This window comes from Roseburia sp. AM51-8, from assembly GCF_003478275.1.
Lineage (GTDB): Bacteria > Bacillota > Clostridia > Lachnospirales > Lachnospiraceae > Pararoseburia > Pararoseburia lenta.
This window is the reverse complement of the sequence record NZ_QUEY01000001.1, coordinates 270,577-289,660: the sequence shown is the minus strand read 5'-3', so window position 1 is coordinate 289,660 and position 19,084 is coordinate 270,577. Positions and strand designations below refer to the sequence as shown.

Genomic DNA, 19,084 nt, shown 5'->3' with positions numbered 1-19,084 from the left:
CACCTATCTGCTCTTTTGTTATCAAGCTAATTAACTACATTTTAGTATATTGTAACAAATTTGTAAAGAACTCTGCGTCTTTCCCTTGTATTATTCCCGCAAAAGATAAATATTCTCCGCGATCTGCTCGCCTAAAATACCTTTTTTGATCTGGTTGGAAAGATCCTCATTTGTCGGATAAGCCACGCGGATGTATTCTCTCGTATATCCTGTATAATAGGATCTGCCATCCCACTCCCATGGGGTCTCGAACAGGACTTCTACCTCCCGCCCCACATAGGACTGGCGGTAAGCATGTGACATGACATCTTCCAAGGTCAGCAGGATGTCACTGCGCCTGGCCTTGATCTTCTCATCCACCTGATCCGGCATGACTGCCGCCTTTGTGCCTTTGCGTTTGGAATATTTGAAAATATGCATTTCATAAAAGCCAATATGGTCTACATATTCTTTTGTGGTCTCAAATTCTTCTTCTGTCTCGCCCGGAAATCCCACGATCACATCGGTCGTGATCGCCGGCGCATCAAAATACTTGCGAAGCATGGCACATCCTGCCTCATACTCTGCCGCCGTATATTTGCGGTTCATGCGCTTTAAGGTCGCATCGCATCCACTCTGTAAAGAAAGATGAAAATGCGGGCAGATCTTGTCCACCTTTGCCAGGCGGGACGCAAATGCTTCCGTGATGATCTGCGGCTCCAAAGAACCCAGACGGATGCGATCAATGCCCTGCACTTTTGCAACCGCTTCAATCAATTCCAATAAGTGATTGTGCTCAAATCCACTGTTATAATTTTCTGTCAGACCATAGGAACTCAGATGGATCCCGGTCAGAACCACTTCGCGGTAGCCGCTTTTTGCAAGCCCTTCCACTTCCTTTACCACGTCCTCGATCGCGCGGCTACGCACACGTCCTCTGGCATAAGGGATGATGCAATAAGAACAGAACTGATTGCAGCCATCCTGCACCTTGATGAAGGCTCTGGTATGTTCGGCAGTCTTATTGACCAGAAAATACTCATAATCCTGCCCATCCTGATTGATGTCCACGCAGTCGACGACCTTTTCTTCCACCGCTCCGGCATCTGCCGATTTCTCGGCGCCCTCTGCAAGACTGGTTGGATTTTTGGCTTCAAATTCTGCGATGCGCTCCACCAGATGATTTTTCTGGTTGTTGCCGATGACGATATCCACTGCCAGATCTGCCAAGACTTCTTCTGTGCTTGTCTGCACATAGCAGCCTGCCGCCACGACAATAGCGTGGGGATTTTTCTTTTTTGCCCGGTGGATCATCTGGCGTGACTTGCGGTCTGCCATATTCGTTACCGAACAGGTATTGATCACATACACATCTGCCACATCTGTAAAGGCTACGATCTCATATCCGGCATGCTCCAATAACTCCTGCATCGCGTCCGTCTCATATGCATTTACCTTGCACCCCAAATTATGAAGCGCGGCTCTTTTTCTTGTTGTCATTGTCCTTTTCCCTGCTAAGATCACCCGTTCCTTTTGTGCATGTTTTTCATTGACTTTTCCCATGCAATGAATTACGATAAGCGTATAAAATCAATACATTGAAGGAGGCATATAACATGCAAAAAGTTGTGATTTCTTTAAATTCAATTGATAAAGTTAAATCTTTCGTAAATACGATCAGCCAGTATGATTTCGATTTCGACCTCATCTCCGGCAGATACGTGATCGATGCCAAGTCTATCATGGGTATCTTCAGTTTAGACCTCTCTAAGCCGATCGATCTTACCATCCATACCGATGAAGACACGACAGAAGTTATGGCAGCACTTGAGCCATACATTATCAAATAATTCATTTGACTACTTTTAAAAGCATCCTGCATATAGCAGGATGCTTTTTTCTATGCTTCTACATGGATCGTCTCGACGGTACTGATTGCCTGATCCATCAGATCGTCGATCACATCCGCCAGTTTCTCCTCTGACTTTTTGATCACATTCACATTCGGCTTTGTCACCGGATGCTTTGCCACAAAGATCGTACAGCAATCTTCATACGGCAGGATGGATGTCTCATAAGTACCGATCTTCTCGGACACCTCTACGATCTCCTGCTTGTCAAATCCGATCAGCGGACGATATACCGGCATGGTACACACTTCGTTGGTCGCCATCAAAGACTGCATGGTCTGGGATGCCACCTGTCCGATACTCTCGCCTGTGATCAATCCTAAACAGCCATCTTCTTTTGCAAAATGTTCTGCGATCTTCATCATGTATCTGCGCATAATGATCGTCAATTCCTCATGCGGGCATTTTTCATAGATAGCCAACTGGATATCTGTGAAGTTGACCACATGCAGATCGATTGGACCCGTATAGGCTGAAATCTCCTTTGCCAGATCAACGACCTTTTGCTTTGCACGCTCGGAAGTGTAAGGCGGTGCATGGAAATAAGTCGCATCAATGGCAACACCACGTTTGGAGATCATATAGCCTGCAACCGGACTGTCGATACCACCGGATAAAAGGAGCATTGCCTTTCCGCCTGTGCCGACCGGCATACCGCCCGGTCCCGGGATCTCCTCGGAATAAAAACTGATCTGCTCACGGATTTCCACATAAAGCATCACATTCGGATCGTGCACATCCACGCTCATATCCGGGAACGCATCCAGAATCTTTTCGCCCAAGGCTGCATTGAGTTCCATGGAATCCATCGGATAATTCTTTCTGGCACGACGTGCCTTTACCTTAAAGGTCATGTGCTTATCCGGGTAGATCTGATCCATATAGGAAACAACCTGTTCTGCCAATTTATCAAAGCCCTCGTCCTCGACCATGACAGCCGGACAGATGCCTGTGATACCAAAAACATGGCTGAGTGCTTCTATGGTCTCCTCATAATCATAGTCACCTTCGGTTTCCACAAACACACGTCCCTGCTGCTTGTGCACATGAAAAGTGCCATCCACACTGCGCAGAGCATAACAGATCTGGCGCACCAGTGCATCCTCAAAAAGATGGCGGTTCTTGCCCTTGATACCGATCTCTGCATATTTGATCAAAAATGCCTTATACATAATTTTCTCCTTTTTAACTTCTTCTGTATTTTGCCAGCATTGGAACCAGTTCTGCCATAGCCTCCAACGCATAATCAATTTCTTCCTTTGTCGTGTGTACGGAAAAACTGAACCGTACCGTAGACTCCAACAACTCGCGTTTCAATCCGATCGACTGCAAAGTCCTGCTGACCGCCGGCTTGTTGGAAGAACATGCGCTTCCGGCAGAGACATAGATCTCTCTGTCCTCAAGGGCATGCAGGAGCACTTCACTGCGCACACCGGATACGCTGACACTGACGATATGCGGTGCGTTACTGTGATCCTTGTGACCATTGACACTGACGCCGTCAATCTTTTCTACTTCTGCGATAAAATAATCACGCAGACGATACATTTGCATGATCTTGGCATCAAAATTCTGATAGATCTCCATGGCTGCCTGCCCCAGACCTGCGATTGCCGGTACATTTTCCGTACCGGAACGGAGTCCTCTCTCCTGACCACCGCCAAGGATCAATGGATGCACCTTGACCTTATCTCTTACAAATAAAAATCCGCTGCCCTTTGGTCCGTGGATCTTGTGCCCACTGACGGATAAAAGATCGATTCCCATGCGCTTCGGATAAATGCGGAATTTGCCATAAGACTGGATGGCATCCACATGAAAGAGACAGTTTGGATTGGTCTGCTTGATCAGACGCGCCGCTTTCTCCACCGGCTGTACGGCTCCGATCTCATTATTTACATGCATGATGGATACCAGAATGGTATCGCTACACATGGCATCTTTTAGATCCTGTAAGGAAATACAGCCATAAGCATCCACCGGCAGATAAGTAACGGCAAATCCCTGTTCTTCCAAATAGGCAAAAGGATTTGCCACCGAAGGATGTTCGATCGCCGTCGTGATCACATGCATGCCGGATCTTTTATTGGCAAGCGCACTTCCCACGATCGCCAGATTATTACTCTCGCTCCCCCCGGAGGTAAAATAAATTTCTTTTTCATTTACCTTGAGTGTCTGCGCGATCCGTTTTCTTGCTTCTTTTACATAGTTTTCGGCTTCCATACCACGGTTATGCAGAGAGGATGGATTGCCGTAATCCACCCGGAGCAGGCGCATCATCAGATCTGCTGCTTCCTGTGAGCACTGCGTGGTCGCTGAGTTGTCTAAATATGCTTCCATCTTTTTTCCTATTCTATCATTCTATTACTCTTAGTTTATTCATATACCTGCCAGAATCCACAGGCATTTTATTGCATTTCTGTCGCAAGCATGACCATGGACATGGTCGTGATCGCCGCTGTGTCGGTGCGCAGGATCCTGCTTCCCAAAGAGACGACCTGCATGCAATCTTTTACTGCATCGATCTCTTCTTTTGCAAATCCACCTTCCGGTCCGATCATGATGCTGATCGTCTTTGCATCCCGGATCTTTGTCAGAGCATCTTTTGTCGCCTCCATGCCCTTAGCACATTCATAAGGCACCAGACATAGATCACACTCTTTTGCGTAAGCCATGGCATCACGGTAAGTCATGAAATCATGTACGACCGAGATGCGGCTGCGTTTGGACTGCTTTGCCGCAGATTCTGCGATCGCCTGATAACGTTTGAGGCGCGCAGCCTTTTTCTTGGCATCCAGTTTTACCACACAATATTTCATCTCCACCGGGATGATCTCATAAACACCCAGTTCCACCGCCTTTTCGATCACCGTTTCCATGCGGTCACCCTTTGGCACTGCCTGAAAAAGGTAAATACGTTTTTCTAATTCGGTAGATGCCACTTCTTCCAAGACCCGAAGCGTGACCTGTCCTTTGTCCGCCGAATCTATCTGACACAGATAATTGTCGCCCTCATGCGTGCTGACACGAAGCTGCTCTCCCTGGCGCATACGGAGCACCTGTAGCAAATGTCTGGCATCCTCGCCTCTACCATAAATGTATCATCGATCTTGACCGACTGATCCACAAAAATCTGTTGCATCCTAACTCCTTATTCTCATAACATCGGCTCTATTTACAAGCCGTGATGTTGCGCCATTCTCCCTGCGCATTGCTTTCTACCACCTGTAGTCCTGCCGCAATCAGCGCATCCGCTACTTCCTGCTCCTTGAAATCAATAATGCCGGAAGTGATCAGTTTTGCCCCCGGCTTCATGCTTGCAGCCAGTGCCGGAGCCATCGGGATAATGATGTCTGCCAAAATATTGGCTACCACGACATCATACTTTTCCTTTCCCACCTTATCCTGCAATGCCTCATCATCAATGAGATTTCCTACATAAAAATCGCCCAGAGACTTGTCTAAGTGATTGACTGCAAAATTATCATAAGAGGATGCAATGCAATCCTCATCAATATCTGTGCCTACCACATGCTGTGCGCCGAGTTTTAATGCCACGATAGAAAGGATACCACTGCCACATCCTACATCAAGGACTTGATTGCCTTCTTGCAGGTATTTTTGTAACTGGCGAATCACCAGTTGGGTACTCTCGTGCTTTCCCGTACCAAAGGATACGCCCGGATCGATCTCCACAAGTGTCATATCCGATTTGTCCTCCGGCATGTCTTCCCAGGTAGGTTTAATAAAAATATTGCCGATGGAAAAAGAAGAAAAATAGGCTTTCCAGTTGTCACGCCAATCCGCCTCGTCTGAGATTTCAGTCGTGATCGTACCCTCGCCGATCTGGGCATACGTTGACATATCGTCCAAAGCCTGTCTTACTTTTTCCAAGATCTCGGATGCGTCTGCCTCATCTTCTTCCAGATAAAAACTAATGCGTGAAGATCCATCGTCCTCCGGCAGATCCGGTTGCAGTTCTTCAAATACACCGCCCTGTCTGTCCGCATCCGGAACCGGGATAAAGTTGTCGATCTCTACACTGGTAATGCCCAGTTCCGATAGCATGGCACAGACCAATTCCTCTGCATCCGTTCTTGTATTTATCGTGTATTTATTCCACCGCATATCTATTCTCCATTTTCTATAACATATAGCCTTGCTAAACTAATGTATTGTACCATGGATTGCCCGTTTTGACAATGCGTGAATACGCGCAAAAATGCGGTCACCACACCGGGCAACCGCATTTTACTAAAGTTCTTTTATTCTTCTCTACCATGATCCTTAAGATCAAATCTCTTAACCAGTTCCTCCAAGGTAGCCGCCTGTGCTGCCAACTCCTGAGAAGTTGCTGATGTCTCCTCGGCAGATGCGGAATTGTCCTCAACGCCCTTGGAAATATCTTCAATGCCGACACGGATCTGCTCCATGCTCTGGTTCTGTGCTTCGTTGTTCTCTGCACTCTTACCGATCATGCCATTGACTTCTTCGACGGCATCCAGTACATCCTGCATAGACTGCACAACATTCTGTGCCAGACTGGAACCACGATCAATCTGCTGCAAGGAGATCTCGATCAGATCCCTAGTATTATTTGCAGCCTTAGAACTGTCATCCGCAAGAGATCCGATCTCAGATGCAACGACTGCAAAACCTTTGCCTGCCTCTCCGGCTCTGGCAGCCTCAATAGAAGCATTGAGTGCCAAAAGGTTGGTCTGGTCTGCAATATCTTCGATCGTCTTGATGATACTGACAACCTCATTGGATGTCTCCGTGATCTTGTTCATTGCCTCCATCATCTGATTCATCTGTTCTCTGCTATCCTGCATCATATGGGTAACACGGGATGTCTCTGTTGCAGACTTCTGCGCATCCTCGGTATTTTCCTCTACCTGCTGTGATACGGATTCGGTTGTTGCAACAAGTTCCTGCACAGATGCAGCCTGCGTCATAGCACCCTCTGCGATATTCTGTGCAGCCTTGGAAAGTTCATCCGCACCGATAGATACCTGCGTAGAACTGTCAATGATATCTTCGATCATCTGCTCAAAGGATCCTGAGATATGAAGCAGGGCGGTCTTAACCTTTGCAAACTCTCCTGCATAATCATACTTCAAGGTAAACTTCAACTTACCATCTGCCAGTCGATCCAATACCGAAGAAATCTCATCGATGTAATTGATATATTCTTTCAGACGATCTACTGTCTTTTGAATAGAATCTGCAAGTTCCCCGATCTCATTTTCAGATGCGATATCAAGAGTCACATCCAGATTGCCTTCTGCCAGTTCCTGTGCCACATCATTCAAAGCAACGATCGGCTTAGTCAACTGGGTTGCCAGATGACGGATCGTGATGATGATAACGACAATACCTGCAATGACAAGCAACAATACAACGATGATACAACGGATCAGACTTGCAAAATATTCACTTGCCGGTAAGCAGGAAATGGTCAGATAATCGGTCGAACCAATTCTTCCGACATAACCGTATTTGCTCTTTCCATCTGCGGAATAATGTACGGAAGTATCTTTACCTCCCTCAACTGTCTGGATCAAGGTCTTGTCTACATTCAACTCGCTCAAACTCTTCTGCTGGTTGTCCGTGTTCGGATGATAGATCACATTGCCTTCAGAAGTAACCAGAATAACAAATCCATTGTTTCCGATCTTGTATTCCGGTAAAAGTTCATCGATATGATCCAGTGCCACATCCACACCTGCAACACCGATGATATTTTGTCCGCTCTGGTCATATACCGGAGTAGCCGCACTCAGGATCACATTGCCTGTGCTGGCATCTACATATGCATCCGTAAGGATGGTCTTTTCTTCTTCTACTGCCTTATACCATGCACGCTCTGTGATCTCAAAATCACTGCCACTGGTATAGCCGTCTGACTGTGTCAGAACATTGGCATCAATATCGCCGACCCAGACTGCCTGAATGTTGTCACTGTCTGCTGCCACGGTCTTTTTCATAGAATTGAATACGGTTGCATAACGCTCTGACTCTGTAATATTGGCTCCCGGTCCGGTCTCCTCCAATAAAGTCTGCACATCTGTGTTTAGTGCCATCTGTTCTGCGACCGTCGTGTATTCCTCAAAGAATATCTCCAACTGGTATGCTGCTGCTTTGGATTGCATCTCCAGGTCGTTCTTCTGGGCACTCAGACTGATGTTGCCCACCATAAAGGTAACCACTGCCGCAACGATAACAAATACGATGACTACCTTTGACAAGATACTGACCTGTATCTCCTCCGCGATTCCTCTTTTCCTCTGTTGTTTTTTCTTTTTCATAGGACTCCGTTCCTCCTTTACTTTTTCCATCATAGCACTTTTTCGACATATCACACAAGATTTTTCTGAAAATTATGCATAATTTCTGATTTTCTTTGCATTTTCAGCAAAATTGTCCTCACTATTTTACACAGGTCGAAAAAAGTCCCCTTGCAGAAATCTGCAAGAGGATTTTTCCTAATGGTCTATTTATTTTGTTGCCATACTTCCAAGAAGATAAAGACTTTCTTTTGCGGTACGCTTCATATTGCTGCGGTCTACTGCGATCAGACCGAACTGCATAGAGAAACCTTTCTGCCACTCAAAGTTATCCATGAGTGACCAGTGCATATAGCCCTTGAGTGGAATACCGTCTGCGATACACTCCTGAAGACCTGCCGTTGCTGTTTTGATATATTCCTGACGACGGCTGTCGTCTGCAGTTGCGATACCATTTTCGGTAACGATAATATCGCCCTTGAAATCCTTTGCCACTGCACGGACAACGTTGGCGATCGCCTGTGGATAGAACTCATATCCCATCTGGGTCAATTCCACGCCGTCCGGTGTATATTTGTTGCCCTCAGCATCAAAGCACTGTCTGGTGTAAGACTGTGCGCCAAAGAAATCATCATCTGCAATATATGGAAGATAATGACGGAATTCTTCATCCCATTCTTTTGCTGCTGCATCTTCGCCGCCTGCTTCCGGCTGCATATCATGCAAAGATAAAGTGATACCGACCTTGATGTCCGGATATAATTCCTTGATGACCTTCTTGGCTGCCTGATGCGCTTCATGACCAGAATATCCCCTTGTGGTGTGCACATGGAAACAAAAGTATGGATGCCTCTTGGATCCTGCAAGCCAAATGCCTTTGCACATTCCATCATGCCCATCATCATGGTATTCATGCCCTGTCCAAGGTTGAGTCCAACCTGCACATCGCCTTCCTTTGGTGCATCCTGCTTTGGAGCCTCAGCCATTTTCTTCATGGCATCTGCATTTGATGCATCTTTTGCTCCGCCGCCCATGCTGCCCATGTACTTTTTCATGATGGCAGCCAACTGTAAGCGCATGTTTGCCTCGTTGATGGTGCAAATATAGTTAAGTTCGCTTCCCAGACGTTCTACGACATATTTTACATAATTCGCAAAGAGATCAACGACTTCTTCATTTTCCCAGCCGCCCATGGAAATGAGCCATGCCGGAGAAGTAAAGTGATGCATGGTCACGATCGGCTCGATGCCGTTTTCCTTGCAGCAGGCGATGACCTTGCGATAATGCTCGATCTCCTTGTCATCAAACTCGCCTTTCTTTGGCTCGATCCTTGCCCACTCGATGGAAAAACGATATGCCGTCAGCCCTGCTTCTGCCATCATCCTGATGTCTTCTTCATAGCGGTTGTAATGATCGACTGCATCGCCGGATGGCTCGACGAACTGTGAATGTTCTACATTCTCCTGTACCCAGTAATCACTGTGAATATTGTTACCTTCTACCTGGTGTGCTGCGGTAGAAGCACCTACCATAAATCCCTGTGGAAATTTACTCATTTTTTGTATCCTCCTTGTCTGGTAGGGACGTTCCTTTTGCCACATGGAGTGTCCCTTTTGGCTCTTTTATTCTGTCTACAGTATAACGTAAAAGAGCGAATTCCCACGATAGGAAATTCGCTTTTTTGTTATTTTTTTAGATTGATTTTAAGTTTTTTGTCACAAATCACAGATCATATTCCCCGGCAGAAAGCGTCTGCGCCTTGCAGCCCGGCAGGCTCACCTCCGCCGTTGTATTGGGTGGAACAAGAATGTGATAGGCATACGTTCCATCCGCGTACTTTTTCCAAGAGCATCCCACCTTACCGTAGACGCTGTCATAAGTCATACCGGCATGGCTGAAATGTCCGCCCGGCACAGGTGCGATCTAAAACGATTCTCTCCTGCCATCTTGATACCACACATTTCATCAAAGATCCATTCGCAGACAGCCCCCTTAGAATAATGATTCAAAGACGCAATACCGCCGCCTTTGCCATTATCTGAGTTTGGTCCTTCCCAATCTTCCCAAATGGTCGTTGCACCTGCCTTTGGCATACAAAGCCATCCTGGTTTTTCTTCATTTTCCAACAATCGATAGGCATATTCCGGATCCATCTCTGCCAGTACATATAAGATAAATGGGGTAGAAAGGAATCCTGTACCTACGCGCCAACGATAATTGTCCAACGCCTGAATCAAACGTTTTTTAGCAAATGCCGTATCTTTCTCATCTAACAGATCAAAATACAATGGGCGGACTAATCTTGCCTGCCGGTCCGTATCAAGTGAAAACGCCGCTTGCTGCACTAATTTACGATATGTATTTTTGGCACCATCACGATATTCTGCATAAAGTGGAATATCTTCTGTATGGCCTAATACCTCGGCAATCTCTACCATAATTCCCATGATATATGAAAGATATGCTGTTGCTTCTTCTGGACGTGACGTTGCAAAGTCCTTCCAACACATTTTATGCACATCTATTGGTTCTGCCCACTCACCATAATGCTGACCAAAATTATATAAATACTTTTTATCTGCCTTTGATAATCCCGTCTTTACTGAAATAAATGGCTCTGTTTTGCCTGTGCGGCTTATCATATATTTGGCATAACGACGCATTGGTTCATAATAGGTTTCAATTATACGCTGATCCCCATATTTTTTCCACAAACGATACGGAAGCAACACTCCTGCATCAGACCAGCCCACAGAACCATTCATTGGACGCATATAAGGATCCGTTCCACCTTCTGGTGCAATCTGTGGAAAATTACCATTTGCTTTCTGCCAATCACAAAGATCATTTTCATACTTTAAAGCAAATGGTGCATAATTAACCATGTAAGATGCTGTATTTACAAAAATCTGTGCATCGCCAGACCATCCGTGACGTTCTCTCGTCGGACAATCTGTAGGAATATCTGCTGAATTGTTTTTCAAAGACCAAAGTGTATTTTTCACAAATTGGTTCAGCAATTCATTTGAGGAGTCAAACGTAAATGTTGTCTCAAAATCAGAGTATACTGCGATTGCCTTGAAATCAGCCGGGTTTATTTCCATATCTGCTTCCACTTCAATATACTGAAAACCAAAGATTGCAAATGTGGTTTTGTAATCATTTTTTCCATCCTTACAGAAATACGTGATTTCCTGCAAAGGCGTTATCAGATTTTTTCTCGCGCACTGAATATTTTTCTGCGTAAACTCTCCATCTTTCATAAGCTCACCCATGCGAAGATAGATGCGTTGTCTCGCTTTCGCATTTACCGAAAAAGCTACAATACCTGCTATATTCTGTCCAAAATCGAGCACTGTTTTTCCAGATGGTGTCTTGATAAGCCTTGGATTCGAGAAAACTTCCTGTTCTTTTATAATAAAATTATCTGATGCTGTTGGAACAACAGGATGTTTTGTCACCTTCGCCTTTTTCCACTGGGCATGCAAAAAATCCTGCTTGGTGGCATCATAAATTTCACCATCTTTATTATCAGCAAAACGAATTGGTCCATCATTTGTCCAGACAAAACGATCATCTGTGGCAACAACATCCATGCTGCCATCTTCGTAGGTAATCTCCAGCTGTGCCAGCAATTTCGTTTCAGAGCCATAATAATTCTTCATACCCCATGCCCCAACAGAACCACGATACCATCCATCTGCAAGCATAAAAGAAAGTTCATTATCCCCTGTTGCAAGCAAAGACGTCACATCAACCGTCTGATACTGTACACGTTTTCTATAATCCGTAATTCCAGGCGCGAGAACAAATTCGCCTATCTTTTTCCCATTGATTTTGCCCTCATAAACACCACAGGCACTCATATATGCTCTGGCCTTTTTTATCTTTTTATCGCCTGTAACGCAAAATGATTTTTTGAAGCAATCCACCGGGTAACGTTCTTTTTTCTTCGGAACATAATCACCTGTAATCCATTTTGCCTTCCAGTCACTCCCATGCAATAGCCCTATTTCAAAATAGGCTTCTTCTGATGTCTCTGGTATATCATTTTCGTCCCATGTCGTCACACACCAGATTACACGAGTACGACTTGTAAGATCATCTGCTCCCCACGGAATCAGATGCATCTGCTCTGATACAACCTTACCGGAATCCCACAACAGATTTCCAAAATCGTCTTTTGCAATAATTTGATATGCTGTTTGCTTTGTCCCCTGTTCAAATATCCAACTAAAACGTGGGCATACATAATCTATGCCTATCGGATTCGTCATATATTCTACTCTTAAATTTGTCGCTTTCATAATTTTCCTACCTTTGCCAAAACTATGTCTACCTGTTTCCTATTTTCACTTAGCAATGCCAATTATTTTACCAAGTCCACGGAAGAAGTGCCCATTTGCCATATCAAGGAGTCCATAAAACAGACCGCTCTTCATACCAGAACTAATCATCATAGAACGCAGCGGACTTCCTACCGAAGATGAAAGCATCATTCGATAATCCGCCTCATTATCCTCTGTAATCTTTCCACCCACGCCTTTTTTTATAACCATTGCCGACGCGTTATACATGAGTTTCATAACAAACGACTCGTTTTTCATTTCCTCAACGGTATCTTCCATCGTAAATTCACCCTTATGATGCTGCTTACATGTATAAGAATAACCCACAATTTTTTCAAATGTTGTCTGCTGTGGTTCTCCCACAAGTGTCTCGTACCAGGAATCTTTTTGCCACTTTGGACTCTTAAGTTCCATACCATCAACAGAAATCGTCTGCATCAATTCTATTTTTTGACTACTGCTACCAATCATGATGTTATAACGCCCCTTTGGCACATACCAGCCTTCCGCTAAAACTTGTCCCGCATCCATTGCATCCATATATGTTTTTCCAAGATAAATCGCAAAACTGCGCTCATTCAACACAAACGCCACCTGTTTTGTCTGCCCCGGTTCCAAATCAATCTTCGCAAATGCTTTTAATTCTTTCGCTGGACGAAAGATGTTAGAATTTACTGCCGCAACATAGGCCTGTACGACTTCCTTTCCAGCAATATTTCCTGTATTGGTAACATCACAAATAACCTGATACATTCCATCTGCAAGTGGCTGCACCTGCAAATGGTCATAAGAAAAGGTGGTATACGACAATCCGTAACCAAAAGGAAAACGGACTTTTACTTCAGCACTTTCATAATAACGATATCCTACATAAACACTTTCCTTATAAAGAGCATCCCTCTGGTTTGCATACTCTTTTGCAGTAATACAATCTTCGTACCGCATCGGCCAGGATTCTGCCAGTTTTCCACTCGGATTTATTTTTCCATATAAGATATCTGCTATCGCTTCTGCTCCTGCCTGACCAGACAATCCTGCATATAAGATTCCTTTCACATCATCTGCCCAAGGGCACTCCACTGCACTACCACACATCAATACCACAATGGTATTTGGATTTGCAGACGCAACTGCCTCAATCATGCGCACATGTCCTTCTGGCATTTTCATATCTTTGCGGTCAAATCCTTCCGATTCATAAACCTCTGTCAGTCCTGCAAAAACAATGGCAACATCTGCCGTATGTGCTACATGCTCTGCTTCCTTTAGCATTTCCTCACTTGTATTTCCACGCTCATCACATCCCACTGCAAATGCCGTATGAGAAATTACATCCTTTGGCTGTGTCAATTTTGTAGGATTGATATGACTACTACCCGCTCCCTGATAACGGGTTTTTTCTGCCATCTTACCAATCAATGCAACCTTTGTTCCTTCTTGCAAAGGTAGGATGTTGTCCTTATTTTTCAAAAGTACAATACCTTCTCCTGCCGCAGCTTTTGCCAGCTCATGATGTGCTTTCTGATCAAATGCTGCATCCTTTTGTAAACGCGCAGCACTTTGTAAAATCAAATCAATCATGCGATCTACATTTTCATCAATGACCGCTTCCTCTAAAACACCGGAACGGACTGCGTTTGCAACATCCGATTCCATATAGTCACTTCCCCCAGGCATAGACAAATCGCATCCCGCCTTAAATCCTTCGATGCGGTCATTCATAGCACCCCAATCTGTCACTACAATTCCCTGGTGTCCCCATTCATCACGTAATATATCCGTCAACAGTTTCTTATTATCACTACAATGAATACCATTTAGTTTGTTATAAGCGCACATAACGGTCTTTGGCCTTCCCTCTTTAACAGCAATTTCAAATGCTGTGAGATAAATTTCACGCAATGTTCTCTCATCAATGACACTATCTGATGTAAAACGCTTTGTTTCCTGCGAATTTCCCGCAAAGTGTTTCAGCGATGTTGCAACACCTTTCTCTTCTGCACCGCGAATAAAATCTGCCGCCATTTTACCTGCCAAATATGGGTCTTCACTGATATATTCAAAATTACGTCCGCACAATGGATTCCGCTTGATATTTACACCAGGACCTAAAACAATAGAAACCTGATAGGCAATGGCCTCCTCTGCGATTGCCTGTCCAATTTTATGCATCAATGCAACATTCCATGAACTGCCCGTTGTCACTGCCGTTGGAAAGCAAGTGGCTGGTACAGACGCATTCACGCCTAACATATCTGCCTCCGCTTCCTGTTTACGAAGCCCGTGTGGTCCATCGCTCATCATGATGGATGGAAGACCGTATTGTGGCATATCCTTTGTATGCCAGAAATCCTTACCACTGCAAAGCGCAATCTTGTCCTCTAGTGTCATTTTTTTGATGATATCCTGATGCTTCATATTTTCTCCTTGTATCCCGTTTACTTATTTGCATTCTTCGCTTCTCTACGAGCTGCAATTTCTTCCTGTTTTTCCTGCAAGCCCTTTTCTACATTAACGAAAGACAGCAGAACAACCACAATAATAGAAGTTATTATTTCCAATCCTACAAAACAAAAAGTCAGCATATTCTTTACCGAATCAGCCTGCGTTGCTGCTACCGTCACGCCATCAACAAGGCTTGGTGCAACATACCCTGACGTTGACAACAATAAATTAAACACACCTGTACAAACACCTGTCATCGTCACTGTAATAATCGAATAAATAGACATTGCTGCACCATCCACACGGAATCCATTCTTCCATTCCAGATGATCGTAGGTATCTGCCATCAATGCCATAAATACATAAGCGCAAGGAAGTCCACCGATATTCTTTACAAACTGTCCAACAAGTACAATAACCATATTGGTTGGAGCCAGACAGCAAATTGCGCTTCCAATACCGTATAAAACAAAACCTGCCATCGTCAGATTTCTCTTACCAAACTTTTTTGCCAATGGCCATACTGCAAAAATACCAATTCCCATTGGGATACCGCCAATCACAGATACCATTGTCTGCGTAATTCCGTCATTGTAAGATCCCAATACATAATTGCAGTAGTACACAAGGGATATGTTTTTCATCGTTGATCCAACGGTATATACAAGGAAATAAAATAATAAACAGAACATATAACGATCCGCAAACACGGCTCTCATTTGTTCCTTAAATGTGACCGTACTTACTTCTTCATCCACAGCACTTTCTTCTGTAACACGTTCTTTTGTGTAGTAATATTCCAAAAGTGTTAATGGCAAAGCAAGAATCGACAAAATAACTGCCATATGAATCCAGTTGCTCTTATCGACACCCAATCTTGGCAAAATCAGCATTGGAAAAATCAATGCTACAATGATTCCTGAAATCATAATGGTTGCAACATTGTTAAACACTGCCAAAACGCCACGTTGTTCTGAATTTCTTGTAGACAATGGAACCATCAGATTGTGACTCATATTGTAAATGGTAAATGCAAATGAATAAAAAAGGTTGTAAGAAAGCATTACCCAGATTACTTCTAATGTTTCATTGGATTCCGGAACGGTAAAAAGCAGAATTCCGGTAATTGGAAGCAGTACCCCTGCAAGAAGCAGATATGGTCTTGCTTTTCCTTGTTTCGTTTTTGTGTGGTCAATGATATATCCCATCAAAACGTTTGTGATGGCATCAATAATCTTTGATAAAATCGGGAATACCATAAGAAACATTCCGCCCCACACCGTTGTCAATTTCAACACGTCTGTGTAGTATACGTTCAGATATGATGCCATAACAGCATTCAATAGCAACGCACCTGCTGGTCCTAACAGATAACCAATCCATTTTTCTTTCTTTTCCATATCCGGTGATTTCACCCGGCTGTCGAATGCTTTTGCATCCAAGAACTTTGCTCTAATCGTTTTCATTCGTTCCACTCCTCTTCTTTTTTATAACCCTTGCTGTATTAAAAATACCTATAGAATTTTTTGATTCTATAGGTATTATAATCATCCATATGCCATTTTTCTTGTAGTTATGTTAGTGAGTTTGTAATTTTTAACTTTTTTCTACCACTTATTTTTTAGCACATCACCTTTCATGTATAAATTTCCCTTTACATCTGTTTTTAAAGGCGATAGGCTCTCTTTCCTAAGCATATAAGAAAGATTTTGACGCGTACAGGAAAGTGCATCACACACCTGCGTCGTATCCCAGATATTCTTTTGCACATAAGTTTCAAAATCCTTACTTTCTATAGGCATTTCGTTTTTTACATCATATAAGAATTTTGCCGGAATATCGATCGAATCATTGAATGTCAGGCAATATCCCCCTGTCCCCACCATACCGGATTCAAAAAGAGGTTGATTTTGCATGACTTTATCGATACCACTTACATCTTTCAGTTGTTCTAACGCGAGTTTCTTTACCACATGATCTGCAAAAAAGCATAGAACCACATGATGATCGCACATACAGCAGTCCACAAGATTCTTTTTTTGCCTTTCTACCACAAAAGATGGCAATATATCTATCTTTTTTATCGACATGCTATCCTGCGAACATTTTCCCCTTGCCAGTTCAAGCATCCTCATCTCATCATATGCTGCCATTTTATGATTGCGCAGGATGTCATCTATATTTTGTCTTCCACTCGGAATCACTCTTTCTTTTACCCATAGATAGCTTTCCTGCCTTGGTATGGTATAGATTCCACGCTTAACATAATTGGTAAACAAAAGAGGGGCGGTCCACTCGTCCAAATTCTCCTGAAGTTCAATAATATATCTCTGCTCTTTATCAAAATATTGTAAGACCCCTATGGATAACTGATTTTCATCATCCCATATTTCATAAGCTTTCATAGACCTGATACCTCTTATAAATCATATTCCAAATAGCATCTAAGTACGTCTCCGATAATATTCCCTGCAAATCTTCCAAAAGAACCGATTTATCACTCTCTTTTAGTTTCCTTGAAAATATCTTCTTTTTGTTCTCAATCAGATTTAAATTTTCGTAACAGGAATAAGAACCTATAAAGTTCTGACATCGTTTATCCTCTGACACATCAAAATTTTTCACCATAGCATCCGATGTACAGGAGTATAACAAAGACAAGCCATGATCAAACAAAGGGGCAATCCGAATTGTTTTTGCTCTTGCATTTCGAAGCACTTCAATATTTGCACCATGCCGATCCCTATTTAATATGAGATAGTCAACAGCAATCATCTGCTCTATATAATCTTTCCAGCCTTGCCTCACACAAAAATCATAATGCGACTCTCCCTTTATGGCATTGGTTCGATAATAATCATCGAGGGCAACCTTACTCTCACCACGCTTCTTAAAGTCCTCGGACGCACACACATATGTCGTATATATTCTTCCCTCAATTTCAATATCTGCATAGATAAGTTCATAGTGAAGATGTTCCACTCCAAGTATCGTCAGTAAACGATCGACGATTATTTCATTGACACACTCATGTCCTACAATACCATTTACAGGATCGAAATTAGACAATTTGTAATATATTTTTTTATCATATAAGGAAGACTCTGATTTCAAAAAAGTGCCTGCTGTTCCACTGGAACTTCGAATATGGGACCAATTCAAATAGGTCAGATCCTGCTTTTCTCTGATTACTCTTGTTCGCATAAAACCACCTCATATTATTTTACGCACGTCAAATATTTTTATACATCACATTATACATTTTTATTTTACGCACGTCAAATATTTATTATTAAAAGCAGCCTTTCTTCCCCTTAGAATTGAACTTCTTTCTAACAGAAACCAATCTCCAGCAAGTCGCACATGGTATCCCCTACTGTCTGTAAATACAGGGCATGTTTTCCTTCTTCTGTAAAAGAAATGGTCGATGTTTTCCATGTCTCTGTCGGTGTCAGTGTCATCTTGCCCAAGGTCTTATCTTCGGTAAAAACGCGCAGTTTTCCGCTGCCGCGATAGGTAACCGTAAGCTGCGTCTGCCCTGAAAAATCAAAATATTTATATCCAGCCACAGCATCATCACAGAAATCTGCCACAAATCTTTCCTCATTCCGGCAAGTCACATAAGGGATGCGGTCACTATTTCCAATCACAGGTGTATGTCCGATTTTTTGAAGCTTCGAATTGTACAAATTACAACAGATTGCTGCAGGATACTCGCCGCTTGCCTTTAATGGTCCATCATTGAGTCCCTGTGATGTCATCTCAACCTGCGGAATACTGCCATCCGGCAAAATAGTTATTTTTTCTGCACAGCCTTGACGGCTAAAGCACGTTTTATTGGTATGCCTGTGATAAAAGATATACCATTGCCCCTTGACGCAGACAAGACTTCCATGATTGTTTCCTGACATAGCCAGACGTTCTTTCGTCTTTCGCCCACCATAGCCAATATCACCATTCGATATGATTACTCCGCGATATGTAAAATCCCTGTCCGGATATTTACTGGTCGCATAACAGAGTTCGTGGTTCACCTGCGATGAAAAAATATAATAATAGGTATCCCCTATTTTTCGCATAGAACTCGCCTCAAAAAAGCCATGACTTTCCCACT

16 protein-coding genes are annotated in these 19,084 nt (G+C 43.5%); 1 reads left to right on the top strand and 15 read right to left on the bottom strand.

Going from position 1 to position 19,084, the window contains the following annotated elements:
* Nucleotides 1–90: 90 nt before the first annotated feature.
* On the bottom strand, nucleotides 91–1,479 hold the full coding sequence (gene mtaB / locus DW996_RS01440; protein ID WP_118534659.1) for a tRNA (N(6)-L-threonylcarbamoyladenosine(37)-C(2))-methylthiotransferase MtaB: 1,389 nt from the start codon (nucleotides 1,477–1,479) through the stop codon (nucleotides 91–93).
* A 116-nt stretch (nucleotides 1,480–1,595) separates the two neighbouring features.
* On the opposite strand from mtaB, the gene DW996_RS01435 reads away from it, so the two are divergent.
* Nucleotides 1,596–1,829 (top strand): HPr family phosphocarrier protein, encoded by a 234-nt coding sequence (locus DW996_RS01435; RefSeq protein WP_118280959.1) that lies wholly within the window; start codon nucleotides 1,596–1,598, stop codon nucleotides 1,827–1,829.
* A gap of 50 nt (nucleotides 1,830–1,879) precedes the next feature.
* Here the strand turns inward: DW996_RS01435 and thiI are convergent, their stop codons facing one another.
* From thiI to DW996_RS01370, 14 genes are all read right to left on the bottom strand, one after another.
* Entirely contained in the window at nucleotides 1,880–3,061 is a 1,182-nt protein-coding gene (gene thiI, locus DW996_RS01430; RefSeq protein ID WP_118280958.1) for a tRNA uracil 4-sulfurtransferase ThiI, read from the bottom strand.
* A gap of 13 nt (nucleotides 3,062–3,074) precedes the next feature.
* A complete protein-coding gene (locus DW996_RS01425) occupies nucleotides 3,075–4,229 on the bottom strand; it encodes a cysteine desulfurase family protein (RefSeq protein WP_118534658.1) in 1,155 nt (384 codons plus the stop codon).
* Nucleotides 4,230–4,297: 68 nt separating this feature from the next.
* Nucleotides 4,298–4,948, bottom strand: a complete 651-nt coding sequence (locus tag DW996_RS01420) for an RsmE family RNA methyltransferase (RefSeq protein WP_243098651.1) — start codon at nucleotides 4,946–4,948, stop codon at nucleotides 4,298–4,300.
* A gap of 112 nt (nucleotides 4,949–5,060) precedes the next feature.
* Nucleotides 5,061–6,017: a 50S ribosomal protein L11 methyltransferase gene (gene prmA / locus DW996_RS01415; protein ID WP_118534657.1), complete on the bottom strand. Its 957-nt coding sequence runs from the start codon at nucleotides 6,015–6,017 to the stop codon at nucleotides 5,061–5,063.
* A gap of 137 nt (nucleotides 6,018–6,154) precedes the next feature.
* A complete protein-coding gene (locus DW996_RS01410; RefSeq protein WP_118534656.1) occupies nucleotides 6,155–8,197 on the bottom strand; it encodes a methyl-accepting chemotaxis protein in 2,043 nt (680 codons plus the stop codon).
* Between the two features lie 189 nt (nucleotides 8,198–8,386).
* A complete protein-coding gene (locus DW996_RS13805; protein ID WP_330428698.1) occupies nucleotides 8,387–8,734 on the bottom strand; it encodes a family 1 glycosylhydrolase in 348 nt (115 codons plus the stop codon).
* On the bottom strand, nucleotides 8,725–9,732 hold the full coding sequence (locus DW996_RS01405) for a family 1 glycosylhydrolase (RefSeq protein ID WP_330428697.1): 1,008 nt from the start codon (nucleotides 9,730–9,732) through the stop codon (nucleotides 8,725–8,727). The genes DW996_RS13805 and DW996_RS01405 overlap by 10 nt, the downstream gene beginning before the upstream one ends.
* 166 nt (nucleotides 9,733–9,898) lie before the next feature.
* Entirely contained in the window at nucleotides 9,899–10,090 is a 192-nt protein-coding gene (locus DW996_RS01400; protein ID WP_118534655.1) for an alpha-L-rhamnosidase C-terminal domain-containing protein, read from the bottom strand.
* Entirely contained in the window at nucleotides 10,057–12,483 is a 2,427-nt protein-coding gene (locus DW996_RS01395) for a family 78 glycoside hydrolase catalytic domain (protein WP_118534654.1), read from the bottom strand. The genes DW996_RS01400 and DW996_RS01395 overlap by 34 nt, the downstream gene beginning before the upstream one ends.
* Before the next feature lie 45 nt (nucleotides 12,484–12,528).
* On the bottom strand, nucleotides 12,529–14,943 hold the full coding sequence (locus DW996_RS01390; RefSeq protein ID WP_243098628.1) for a beta-glucosidase: 2,415 nt from the start codon (nucleotides 14,941–14,943) through the stop codon (nucleotides 12,529–12,531).
* 20 nt (nucleotides 14,944–14,963) lie between these two features.
* On the bottom strand, nucleotides 14,964–16,436 hold the full coding sequence (locus DW996_RS01385) for an MFS transporter (protein WP_118534653.1): 1,473 nt from the start codon (nucleotides 16,434–16,436) through the stop codon (nucleotides 14,964–14,966).
* Nucleotides 16,437–16,577: 141 nt separating this feature from the next.
* Nucleotides 16,578–17,375, bottom strand: coding sequence for a hypothetical protein (locus DW996_RS01380; RefSeq protein WP_118534652.1), 798 nt, complete (start codon nucleotides 17,373–17,375; stop codon nucleotides 16,578–16,580).
* Nucleotides 17,362–18,174, bottom strand: a complete 813-nt coding sequence (locus DW996_RS01375; protein ID WP_118534651.1) for a hypothetical protein — start codon at nucleotides 18,172–18,174, stop codon at nucleotides 17,362–17,364. Before DW996_RS01375 ends, DW996_RS01380 begins: the two co-directional genes overlap by 14 nt.
* A 128-nt stretch (nucleotides 18,175–18,302) precedes the next feature.
* On the bottom strand, nucleotides 18,303–19,049 hold the full coding sequence (locus DW996_RS01370; protein ID WP_118534650.1) for a hypothetical protein: 747 nt from the start codon (nucleotides 19,047–19,049) through the stop codon (nucleotides 18,303–18,305).
* Nucleotides 19,050–19,084 lie beyond the last annotated feature (35 nt).